Source organism: Streptomyces sp. KM273126 (assembly GCF_004337435.2).
GTDB lineage: Bacteria > Actinomycetota > Actinomycetes > Streptomycetales > Streptomycetaceae > Streptomyces > Streptomyces acidicola.
This window is the reverse complement of the sequence record NZ_SJXB02000001.1, coordinates 4,828,240-4,839,439: the sequence shown is the minus strand read 5'-3', so window position 1 is coordinate 4,839,439 and position 11,200 is coordinate 4,828,240. Positions and strand designations below refer to the sequence as shown.

At 71.4% G+C, this 11,200-nt stretch carries 10 protein-coding genes; 3 read left to right on the top strand and 7 right to left on the bottom strand.

Annotation, left to right across the window (positions count from 1 at the left end):
- Window positions 1-16 precede the first annotated feature (16 nt).
- The 5 genes from E0500_RS20670 to E0500_RS20650 form a co-directional block, all read right to left on the bottom strand.
- Window positions 17-2,101 carry an ABC transporter ATP-binding protein gene (locus tag E0500_RS20670; RefSeq protein WP_131565533.1) on the bottom strand — a complete coding sequence of 695 codons (2,085 nt, stop codon included), beginning with the start codon at window positions 2,099-2,101 and terminating at the stop codon, window positions 17-19.
- On the bottom strand, window positions 2,098-2,994 hold the full coding sequence (locus E0500_RS20665; RefSeq protein WP_181587072.1) for an ABC transporter permease: 897 nt from the start codon (window positions 2,992-2,994) through the stop codon (window positions 2,098-2,100). Before E0500_RS20665 ends, E0500_RS20670 begins: the two co-directional genes overlap by 4 nt.
- Window positions 2,991-3,944 (bottom strand): ABC transporter permease, encoded by a 954-nt coding sequence (locus tag E0500_RS20660; protein ID WP_131565529.1) that lies wholly within the window; start codon window positions 3,942-3,944, stop codon window positions 2,991-2,993. Before E0500_RS20660 ends, E0500_RS20665 begins: the two co-directional genes overlap by 4 nt.
- Before the next feature lie 2 nt (window positions 3,945-3,946).
- Complete coding sequence (locus E0500_RS20655; protein WP_131565527.1) at window positions 3,947-5,500, bottom strand: ABC transporter substrate-binding protein; 1,554 nt, start codon at window positions 5,498-5,500, stop codon at window positions 3,947-3,949.
- Between the two features lie 141 nt (window positions 5,501-5,641).
- Entirely contained in the window at window positions 5,642-6,310 is a 669-nt protein-coding gene (locus E0500_RS20650; protein WP_131565525.1) for a TetR/AcrR family transcriptional regulator, read from the bottom strand.
- Between the two features lie 99 nt (window positions 6,311-6,409).
- On the opposite strand from E0500_RS20650, the gene E0500_RS20645 reads away from it, so the two are divergent.
- Both E0500_RS20645 and E0500_RS20640 read left to right on the top strand, forming a co-directional pair.
- Window positions 6,410-7,036, top strand: a complete 627-nt coding sequence (locus tag E0500_RS20645; protein ID WP_165935060.1) for a PadR family transcriptional regulator — start codon at window positions 6,410-6,412, stop codon at window positions 7,034-7,036.
- Window positions 7,033-8,817 (top strand): sulfatase, encoded by a 1,785-nt coding sequence (locus tag E0500_RS20640; RefSeq protein WP_131565520.1) that lies wholly within the window; start codon window positions 7,033-7,035, stop codon window positions 8,815-8,817. The genes E0500_RS20645 and E0500_RS20640 overlap by 4 nt, the downstream gene beginning before the upstream one ends.
- A 31-nt stretch (window positions 8,818-8,848) precedes the next feature.
- On the opposite strand, the gene E0500_RS20635 is transcribed toward E0500_RS20640, so the two are convergent.
- Window positions 8,849-9,319: a hemerythrin domain-containing protein gene (locus E0500_RS20635; protein WP_131565517.1), complete on the bottom strand. Its 471-nt coding sequence runs from the start codon at window positions 9,317-9,319 to the stop codon at window positions 8,849-8,851.
- Window positions 9,320-9,654: 335 nt separating this feature from the next.
- Complete coding sequence (locus E0500_RS20630) at window positions 9,655-10,143, bottom strand: TetR/AcrR family transcriptional regulator (protein WP_309505234.1); 489 nt, start codon at window positions 10,141-10,143, stop codon at window positions 9,655-9,657.
- A gap of 205 nt (window positions 10,144-10,348) precedes the next feature.
- Between E0500_RS20630 and E0500_RS20625 the strand changes: the two genes are divergently transcribed.
- Window positions 10,349-11,194 (top strand): aldo/keto reductase, encoded by an 846-nt coding sequence (locus E0500_RS20625; protein ID WP_258572877.1) that lies wholly within the window; start codon window positions 10,349-10,351, stop codon window positions 11,192-11,194.
- Window positions 11,195-11,200: the final 6 nt, after the last annotated feature.

The window sequence follows — 11,200 nt, the reverse complement described above, 5'->3', positions numbered from 1 at the left end:
CGTGAGACGGGGGCGGTCAGTCCTGGGTCGCCAGGCGCAGCTCCCCGGGGAAGTGGCAGGCCGCGCCGTGCTCCGCAGGGTCCTGGACGCTCAGCGCCGGGTCCCGCTCGGCGCAGATCGTTCGCTCGGGGCGGGACAGCGGGCCGATCGGGCAGCGGGTGCGGAAACGGCAGCCGGACGGCGGGTTCTTGGGGCTCGGCAGGTCGCCACGGAGCACGATCCGTTCGCGGCCGGCGCCTGCCTCGGGGGTCGGCACGGAGGACAGCAGCGAGACGGTGTAGGGGTGCTGGGGGTCGGCGTAGAGCCGCTCGGCGGGGCCGGTCTCCACGATGCGGCCCAGGTACATCACGGCGACGCGGTCGCTGATGTGGCGGACCACGGCCAGGTCGTGGGCGATGAACAGGTAGCCGAGGCCGAGGCGGTCGCGCAGGTCGGCGAGCAGGTTCATGATCTGCGCCTGGATGGACACGTCGAGCGCGGAGACCGGTTCGTCGAGGACCAGGCACTCGGGCTCGACGGCCAGGGCGCGGGCGATGCCGATGCGTTGGCGCTGGCCGCCGGAGAAGGCGTGCGGCAGCCGGTCGAGATGGCGTTCGCCGAGGCCGACGAGGTCGAGGAGTTCCGCGGCCCGCTCCGCCCGGTCGGCGACCGGCACACCGCGCACCCCGAGTGCCTCGTCGAGCACCTGACGCACGGTGCGCCGCGGGTTGAGGGAGGCGTAGGGGTCCTGGAAGACGTACTGGACCCCGCGTCTGGCCTCGGCTGCCTCGCGGCGCGGCAGGGTGGCGACGTCCAGGCCGCGGATCCGGACGGCGCCGGCCGCCGGCCGGTTGATGCCGACGAGGGTGCGGGCGAGGGTGGACTTGCCGCAGCCGGACTCGCCGACCAGGCCGAGGGTCTCGCCCGCGGCGACCCGCAGGCTGACGCCGTCGACGATGTACAGCGACCCGCCGCGGCCGAAGGCGCGCCGGGTGCCGAGGTCCACCCGCAGGTCGTCGACCTCCAGGATGGTCTCGCCGATGGCGGGCCGCTCGGGGGCGGCGGCCTCGGCCGCGGCGTCGGCGCGGGCCTCGGCGGGCGCCGCGGCGCGGCCGTCGGCGGTCGCCCAGCAGGCGGCCCGGTGTCCGGGGTCGGCCGGGAGGGCGTCGAGGACCGGGATCTCGGCGCGGCAGCGGTCGTGGGCGAGCACGCAGCGCGGGTTGAAGGCGCAGCCGGTGGGCAGGTTGGCGGGGTCCGGCGGCTGGCCCGGGATGGCGGGCAGCCGGCCGCCGGCCGGGGAGTCGAGCCGGGGCATGGCGCGCAGCAGGGCCCGGGTGTAGGGGTGGGCGGGGGCGGTGAACACGGCCTCGGCGGTGCCGGTCTCGACGATCCGGCCGCCGTACATGACGGCGACCTCGTCGCACAGTTCGGCGACGACGCCCATGTCGTGGGTGATCATCAGTACCGCGACGCCGGTGCGCTCGCGGAGTTCGGCGAGCAGGCGCAGGATCTGGGCCTGGATGGTGACGTCGAGCGCGGTGGTGGGCTCGTCGGCGATCAGCAGGTCGGGGTCTCGGGCGAGGGCCATGGCGATGACGACGCGCTGGCGCATACCGCCGGAGAACTGGTGCGGGTACTCGCCGGCGCGTCGTTCGGGATCGGGGATGCCGACCATGTCGAGGAGTTCCACGGCGCGCTGTGTGGCCTTGGCGCGGCGCTCGCCGTGCACGATCAGGGCCTCGGCGACCTGCTGCCCGACGGTGAGGACGGGGTTGAGGGACGCCTGGGGGTCCTGGAAGACCATGGCGATGCGGTCGCCGCGTATCGCGCGCATCTCGCGTTCCGGCAGGGTGAGCAGGTCGGTGCCGGCGAAGCGGACGCTGCCGCCCTCGGTGCGTCCCGGCTCCGGCACCATGCGCATCAGCGCCCTGGCGGTGATGGACTTGCCGGAGCCGGACTCGCCGACCAGGCCGGTGATGCGGCCGCGTCTGATGCGCAGCGACACTCCGTCGACGGCGGTGACCGGCCCGCCTTCCGTGTCGAACGTGACCCGCACCTCGCCGGCGTCCAGCAGGACGTCGGTCTTCTCGATGGGGGATGCGGTCGTGAGTGATTCGGTCATTTCCGGGTCACCGCCTCGTTGAGTGCGTCGGAGAGCAGGCTGAAGGCGAGGGCCAGCAGCAGGAGGACGAGGGTCGGGCCCAGCACGTAGACGGGCGCGTAGGACAGGAAGCGGACCCCGGTGTTGAGCAGGGTGCCGAGGGAGGGCTGCGGGGGCTGGATGCCGAGGCCGACGAGGGAGAGTCCGGTCTCCAGGAAGATGGCGACCACCATGGCGATGGCGGTGTGCACGATGATCGGGTCGATGGCGTTGGGGAGGACGTGGCGGAGCAGCACCCGCCATCTCGGGACGCCGAGGACGCGGGCGGCGAGTACGTACTCGCGCTGTTCCTGGGTGAGCAGCGCGGCCCTGGCGAGGCGCCCGTAGCCGGGGAGCAGCACGATCACGATGGTGATGAGCAGCGCGGTGCTTCCGGGTTCGAGGATGAGCGCGATGACGATGCCGAGGACGAGTCCGGGGAACCCGAGGATGATGTCGAAGACGCGCTGGAGGAACATGCCGAGCGCGCGGGAGAGTCCGCCGGCGATGCCGAGCAGGGTGCCGAGGAGCATGGCGAGCGGGACGCCGACGAACAGGAGCACCAGGTCGGAGCGGAGGCCGAAGAGGGTACGGACGAAGATGTCGCGGCCGAGTTCGTCGGTGCCGAAGGGGTGGGCCAGGGAGGGGTCGGCGAAAGTGTTGCCGGTCTGCTGGTCGTAGCCGTCGCTGAACGCGGGCACCAGCAGGGCGGTCAGCACCAGTACCACGACGAGCGAGGCGCCGACGATGCCGCGGGGGCGGCGGAACGCGAGCAGATAGCGGCGCCAGCCCTCGTACCGGCGGGCGGTGGCGGCGGCCTCCGGGGCGGCGGCGGTCGGCGCGGGCGGGACGGCGGGGTCACCGGTGAGGCTCATCGGGTGCCCTCCAGTCTGATGCGGGGGTCGAGCAGCGACAGGCCGACCTCGGTGAGCAGTTGCAGCAGGACGGCGATGCCGACGGCGAGCAGGATCAGTGCCTCGATCACGAGGTAGTCGCGCTGTGCCGAGCTGGTGACGGCGAGGCTGCCGAGACCGTTGCGGGCGAAGATCGCCTCGATGACGATGGCGCCACCGAGGAGGTCGCCGAGCCGCATGCCGAGCGAGACCAGGGCACTGGCCAGCGAGTTGCGCAGTACGTGGCGGACGGTGACGCGGCGCGCCGAGGCGCCCTTGGCCACGGCGGTCTGCACGTACTCCTCGGTGCGGGACTGGCGCATGGCGCTCTGGATGAGCCGGGCGAGGGAGGCGGCCTGGGGCAGGGCGAGCGCGAAGGCGGGCAGCAGCAGGTACTGGATGCCGATCTCGGCGTTGTCGAACAGCGACACCTCGCCGCTGACGGGCAGGACCTGCCAGGCCACGCCGAGCAGCAGGGCGAGCAGCAGGCCGGTGAGGAAGGCGGGGGTGGCGAGCAGGGTGGTGCAGGTGAGGTCGAGCAGCGACCTGGCCCAGGGGCGGCGGCTCGAACCGGCCGCGACGCCGAGCAGCAGACCGATGGTGATCATGAACAGGGCGGCGAGCAGCGCGAGTTGCACGGTGCTGCCGAACCGGTCGCCGATCAGGTCGGTGACCGACCTGCCGGTGATGTAGGAGGTGCCGAAGTCGCCGCGGAGCACGCCGCCGAGCCAGTGCAGGTACTGGCTGACCCAGGGCTTGTCGAAGCCGAGGTCGGCGCGGATCGCGGCGATCTCCTCGGGTCCGGCGTCCGGTCCGGCCACGGCCGCGGCGGGGTCGCCGGGGGCCATGCGCGGCAGCAGGAACGCGAGGACCGAGGTGGCGAAGAGGACCAGCAGGGCGGAGGGGATCCGGCGGATCAGGAATCTGTTCATGATCACACCACGTATGTGTCGTCGAAGATGAAGGAGCCGAGGAAGGTCTGCCGCACGTCCTGGACCCGCTTGGAGCGGACGATGGTGGACTGCGAGGTCGCGATGCTGTGGTTGAAGGCCTGGTCGAGCATGTAGCGGCCGAGCGCCTGGACCGCCGGCACCCGGTCCTCGGGCGCGGCACTGGCGGCGCCGGCGACGAGGTCCGCGTACTTTTCCGCGGTGAAGTGCGAGGGGTTCTGCTGCGCGGCGAACGCGGGGTGGGTGGCGAAGGTGGCCGCGGACAGGTCCGCGATGCCGTAGCCGTTGATGAACAGCTGGCCGAGGTCTCCCTCGGCCTGGCGGCTGCTGTACTCGACGGGGTCGAGGACCCGGGTCCTGACCCTGAGGCCGGCCTCCTCCAGGTTGTAGCGGACGATCTGGGCGGTGCCCTGCACGGCCTGGATGGTGTTGGTGACGATGGCCACCTCGGTGCCGGCGGCGCCGGCCTCCCGGATCAGCTCCCGGGCGCGGTCCGGCTGGTAGGTGTAGGCCTCCGACTGTTCCTGGCTCCAGCCGGCCTCCTTCCTGCTCCACCAGAGGCTGGTGGGCCTGCCGTAGCCGGCGAAGACCTGGTCGGCGATGCGGTCGCGGTCGATGGCGTGGCCGACCGCCCGGCGCACCCGGATGTCGTCGAAGGGGGCGGTACGGACGTCCATGCCGATCGCGTAGTCGACGGTGACGCCTGCGTTGATCTCGTAGCGCCCGTCGTTGGAGACGCCGCGGGCGTCGAGCGGGGACGCGCCGTAGGCGATGTGGGCCCGGCCGCTGCGGATGGCGGTGATCAGCGCGGTGGGGTCGGTGATGGCGGGCTGCTCGATGCGGTCCAGGTAGGGCCGGCCCGGGACGCGGTAGTCGTCGTTGCGGACCAGGGTGAGCTGCGAGCCGGGGTTCCAGGTGTGCCAGCGGAACGGGCCGGTGCCGATCATGGCACTGCCGTCGGCGATGCCGTCGGCGCTCTCCTCGTCGAGGATGGTGGCGAGTTCGAAGGCGTCGAAGAGGTTGCTGGCGGGGCGGCTGAGCCGGATGCGCAGCGCGTGGTCGCCGTCGGCCGTCATGTCGGTGATCAGCGAAGTGACGGCGCGGGCCTGGGACTTGGCCACCGGGTCGGCCGACCTGGTCAGCGAGAACATGACGTCCTTGGCGGTCATCGGGCGACCGGTGTGGAAGCGGACGTCGTCCCGGAGGTTGAGCGCCACCGTGCGGCCGCCGTCGCGGAGCTCCCAGTCGGTGGCCAGCAGCGGCTGCGGGGTGCCGGAGGAGTTGTAGGCGGTCAGGGTCTCGAAGACAAGGCGGCGCCAGACGACCGAGTTGGCGTTGTGCGCCTGGACGCTGTCGGGCTGGGCGTCGACGTTGATCGCGACGATGAGCGTGCCGCCCCTGCGGGCTCCGCCGCTCACGGCGCCCCGGGCCTCGTCCACTGCGAGGCGGCAACCGCTCACTGCGGCCAGGCCGAGGCCGGCGAGACCGAGAAGTGTGCTACGCCGGGTGACGCCCCCGGCTGTTCGATCGACTCTCATGGGCTTCCTGTCTCTCCATCCGCCGTCGTTGGCGGCATTGCCCAGCGTCGGTGGGCAATGTGGGAGCACTGTAGACCCGAAAACCAATCATGTGAATGGTTTGTTGCGAGATCTTTTCAGGGGGCGTCGGCGCCGGGCGAACTAGGACAGTCCTCGCAGATAGTCGTCCATGAAACGGGCGAAGTCACCGGCCAGGTCCACGGCGTCGGGAGCGAGCAGCCACTGGGTCTGGAGACCGTCCATCACGGCCATGATCAGGGTGGACGCCACCAGCACATCCACGTCGGCGCGGATCACACCCTCCACATCGCGGGCGTGCCGCAGATAGCCGGCCACCCGCTCCCTGAGCATCAGGAAACGCTCGGCGAAGTACGGCTGCGCCGGGTGGTCCCCGCCCACCGACTCGCCCCGCAGCACCGTGTAGAGCCGCACCAGGCCGGCCTGGGTCGCGTTGAGCTCCATCAGGTCGACGAGCCGCCGCAGCGCGACCATGCCGTTCTCCTCGGCGAGGGCCCGGTTGAACGCGGACTGCTCGGCGTCGCGCAGCCGCAGCACCTCGGTGAGCAGGTCGTCCTTGTTGCGGAAGTGGTGCAGCAGCCCGGCCTGGCTGAGGCCGACGGCCTCGGCGATCTCACGCATGGACGTGCTCCGGTACCCCTGCTCGGCGAAGGTCCGCAGGGCGGTGCGCACGATCTCCTCGCGGCGGGCCTTGCCCTTGGCGTAGCCGCGGCGCCCGGGTGTGGCGCGGCCGTCCGGGGTGCGGTCGTCCGGGGTGCGGTCGTCCGGGTGTGCTGACTGATCGACAGACATACGAAGAACGGTAACCGGCCCCGGAACGACCCTTGACGTGATCGAACGACGCGACCTATGTTCACCGCCACATATGTGCAAGCGCACACAGGGAGCCCGATGAAGCTCGAACACGTCCTGCTCCGTCTCCTCGCGACCCGCCCCTACAGCGGCTACGACCTGCGCAAGTGGCTCGCCGCCGACGGGCAGTTCGCGGGCTCACGGGTCCACCACAGCCAGATCTACCGGGCCCTGGCCCGGATGCGCGAGGACGGCTGGGTCGAGGACCGGATCGATCCACGGGAGCGGCGTCCCGACGCCCGGGTCCACCGGCTCACCGAGCGCGGCCGGCAGGCCCTGCGCGACTGGATCGACTCCCCCTACGAGCCCACCAGCCGCTTCCACGACTCCGACTTCGTCAACCGCTTCCTGATCACCGCGGCGCTCGACCGCGACGCGGCCATCCGCCTGGTGACCACGGAGCTCGACCACCGCACCGAGCAGATCGCCCGGAACCGCGACCGGGACCGCACCATCCACTTCGAGGACCCCCTGCCGGGCCTCGACACCCGCCGTCAGCAGGCCGCCGCCGACCTCGTGCACCAATACGGCGCCGGCGCCGTGGACTGGTGGGTCGCCTGGCTGCGGGACGTGCTCCGACGACTGGAGAGCGACGACCTCGCAGCGCCGGCCGCCGTCACCCCGGACACCCCCGCCGCCCCCGACATCTCGCTGGAGCGCCCGTGAAAGCCATCATGGTGATGTTCGACAGCCTCAACCGGCATCTGCTGCCGCCGTACGGGGCCGACTGGACGCACGCCCCCAACTTCGCCCGGCTCGCCGAGCGCGCCGTCACCTTCGACAACTCCTACGCCGGCTCGCTGCCCTGCATGCCGGCCCGCCGCGAACTGCACACCGGCCGGCACAACTTCCTGCACCGGTCGTGGGGCCCGCTGGAGCCGTTCGACGACTCGATGCCCGAGCTCCTCAAGCAGGCCGGCGTCCACACCCACCTCGCCAGCGACCACCCGCACTACTGGGAGGACGGCGGCGCCACCTACCACGGCCGGTACTCCACCTGGGAGTTCTTCCGCGGCCAGGAGGGCGACCCGTGGAAGGGACAGGTCGCCGACCCGCCGATGCCGAGGGACCTCAAGGAGGTCCGCCGCCCCGGCTACCGGCAGGACTGGGTCAACCGCCGGCACCTGCCGACCGAGGAGGTCCATCCGCAGACCCTCACCTTCGACGCGGGCGTCGAGTTCGTGCGCACCAACGCCGCGGCCGACCGGTGGTTCGTCCAGATCGAGACCTTCGACCCGCACGAGCCGTTCTTCTCGCACAAGCGGTACAAGGACCTCTACCCGCACGACTACGCGGGGGCGCACTTCGACTGGCCCGACTACAAGCGGGTGGCCGAGACCGGCGCGGAGACCGAGCACGCCCGCTACGAGTACGCCGCGCTGCTGTCGATGTGCGACCGCTCGCTCGGCCGGGTGCTCGACCTGATGGACGAGCTCGCGCTCTGGGACGACACCCTGCTGATCGTCAACACCGACCACGGCCTGCTGCTCGGCGAACACGGCTGGTGGGGCAAGGGCGTGCTGCCCTGGTTCAACGAGCTGGTCCACCTCCCGCTGTTCGTCTGGGACCCACGCGTCGGCACGGCCGGTGAGCGCCGCTCCTCACTGGTGCAGACGATCGACCTGGCGCCCACCCTCCTTGAGTACTTCGACGTCCCGCGCCCACCGGACATGCGGGGCCACCCGCTGCGCGACACCCTCACCGACGACACCCCGGTCCGCCAGGCCGGGCTCTTCGGCAGCTTCGGCGGCCACGTCAACGTGACCGACGGCCGCTATGTGTACATGCGGGCCTGCGTCGACGACACGAACGCGCCGCTGAACGAGTACACGCTGATGCCCACCCATATGAAGGCCAGGTTCTCCCCCGCCGAGCTGTCCGACATCCGGCTGGTCGAGCCCTTCGCCTTCACCAAGGGCGTCCGGCTGATCAGCGTGCCCGGCCACTCGATGATCAACACCGCCGCGTTCGGCTCCCTGCTGTTCGACCTCGCCGACGATCCGGAGCAGAGCACCCCGGTCGTCGACGACGAGGCGGAGCTGCGCATGGCCGGGCTGCTCGCCCGGCTGCTGCGCGACTCGGACGCGCCGGCCGACCAGTTCGCACGACTCGGGCTGCCGTCCGAGGGCCCGGTCGGCCCCGAGCACCTGCTGGTGCGCGCCCAGCGGGAGCGCGGCGAGGAGACGCTGCGCGCGCTGCCGCCCGTCGAAGAGTTCCCCGACGGCCGGTTCTCGGTCCGCACACCGGTGGCGGAACTGACCGCCGACCCCGCGGCGGCCGACATCCTGCGTCGCCACATCCCGGGCGTCACGGACACGGAGAACCTGCAGTTCATGGCCACCATCTCGGTCATCGGGCTGGCCGCCCTGCCGGTCGCCCGGGTCTCCGTCGACCAGCTCCGCGCCCTCGCCACCGAACTCGCCGAACTGAACGCGACGCGCGCGTGACCGTCGGATCGTCGGATCGCCCGGCCCAGGATCAGATCGGGCCCAGGACCTCCGGTGGCTCGGCTGTCAGCTCAAGGGTCTCCAGCACGGTGAGCAGTTGCCGCTCCTCATAGCGGAAGTGGTTCTCCATGAGCGCGGCGATGCCTTCGAGATGGTGGTCGAGCTCCTCCGGGGGTGCGGCCCGGGCGACGGCGGCGCGGAGGCCGCCGAGCAGGTGGGCGATCATCGAGTGATCCTGCTCAAGCGATCTCAGCACCGGGCGCAACTCGGGGTGGGCGTCCGCGATGGCGGGGAACAGGGTGCGGTCCTCGCCCTGGTGGTGGCCGTCGAGAGCCGTGCAGAAGCCGTGGCAGTACAGCAGCAGCTCACGGGTGGCCGCCTCACCCGGGGTGCCCTCGGCGAGGGATTCGCGCGTGAGGCGAAGCGCCTCGCGCAGCCGCTCGTGCACCAGGCGTAGTTCTCGGCTCCAGGCGATGAGCCTGGTCGTCTCGCGCTCAGTCACGCGAGAGCGAAGGGTGCGACGAGTGCATCGTCGGCCTCCTTCGGTCCGGCGCCTCCATGCCTGACACGGTCTGCCACCGGCACGCGACGCTTTCCGGACCCTATCGCGCCGACTGCCCCGCCGGCACAGGTGCCTTCCGGTGACGCGACGCCGAGCCGAACGACACGACCTCAGCCGAGCGGGGTCCCCGGCGACGCCCACGGCCGTACGGCAGGCCATGCGGCCCGAGCCCGCTGCGAGCGGCGCACCGCCGACGAACCAGACCGTCGCGCGATGGGTGAACGCCGCCCCGCCAAGGTGTCCGGCTCCGAGGATCGGCGCCGCGGGAGAGGTGTTCAGTCGTCGACGCTACGGGCGCGGGTGGTGAGGCCGGGCAGGAGCAGGGTGAGCCTGCGGGCGCGGGCTGCCGGGGCCTGCTCGGCGGGGGCGGTGGAGATGAGCAGGTACATGTCGTCGATGGTGACGTCCGGGTGGATGTCACCATCGGCCTGACCGGCCCGGATGAGGGTGGCCAGGGCGCCGGCCGCGCGTTCCACCGTTGCCTCGCCGGCCGGGTCGGCCCCGAGGGCGAGGGCGGCCGCCTTGACGGCGTGGTCGGCGGCGGACGCCTCGACGACACGTTCGAGAAAACCCGTGATCTCGTCCGTGGCACGCGCGCCTGACGCGACGCGCGCGACGGCGGCCTCGGCCGCCACACCCTCCAGGTGCTCGGCGACCACTGCCGCCACCAGGTCCGCCTTGTCCGGGAAGTGCCGATACAAGGTGCCCACGGCCACGGCCGCCGCGGCGGCGATCTCGTCCATCCCGACCTCGGGCCCGTGCAGCGAGATCTACTCACGGGCGGCGTCGAGGATCTTCTTCCTGTTGCGGACTGCGTCGGCGCGCGGCGCTCTGGCTTGGGTCATGAGGGTCCTCCAATGGCTGGTGGAGTCACCACTTGCATTAACGTGAATTATGGTTCATGATAAATCCTGAACCAGAGTTCACATTAGTTCGGGGGATGTCCCCATGACCACGGAGGAACGAACCATGACCGCCCCCCTCACTTTCGACCTCGGCGGCGACCTGACCGTCAACCGGCTCGGCTACGGCACCATGTGGCTCACCGGCACCGGCGTGTGGGGCGAGCCCGCCGACCGGCCCGCCGCCGTCCGCGTCGTACAGGCCGCTGTCGAACAGGGCGTCAACTTCATCGACACCGCCGACTCCTACGGCCCGATGGTCACCGAGCGGATCATCGCCGACGCGCTCCACCCCTACCCCGACGGCGTGGTCGTCGCGACCAAGGTCGGAAACGCACGCCCCGCCCCCAACGTGTTCGTGCCGGTCGGCCACCCCGCCTACCTCAAGCAGCAGGTGGAGCTCTCCCTGCGGCTGCTGAAGACCGAGCGGATCGACCTCATGCAACTGCACCGCATCGACCCTGAGGTCCCCCTTGCCGACCAGCTCGGCGCCCTGTCAGAGCTCAAGGCGGAGGGCAAGATCCGCCACATCGGACTCTCCGAGGTGACGGTGGAGCAGTTGAAGGAGGCCCGGAGCATCACCGAGATCGCCGGCGTCCAGAACCTCTACAACCTCGTGACCCGCCAGTCGCAGGACGTCCTGGACTACGCCACCGCCGAGAACATCGCGTTCATCCCCTGGTTCCCGATGGCCATGGGCAAGCTCGCCCAGCCGGGCAGCCCGGTCGCCGACCTCGCGGCGGAGCTGGACGCCACCCCGGCCCAGGTCGCCCTCGCCTGGCTGCTGCACATCTCACCCGTCGTCCTGCCCATCCCCGGCACCACCTCCCTGGACCACCTCACCGAGAACCTCCAGGCGGCCAAGCTCTCCCTGACCGACGACGAGGTGGCGCGGCTGAACTCGCTCGCCTGACCTCGC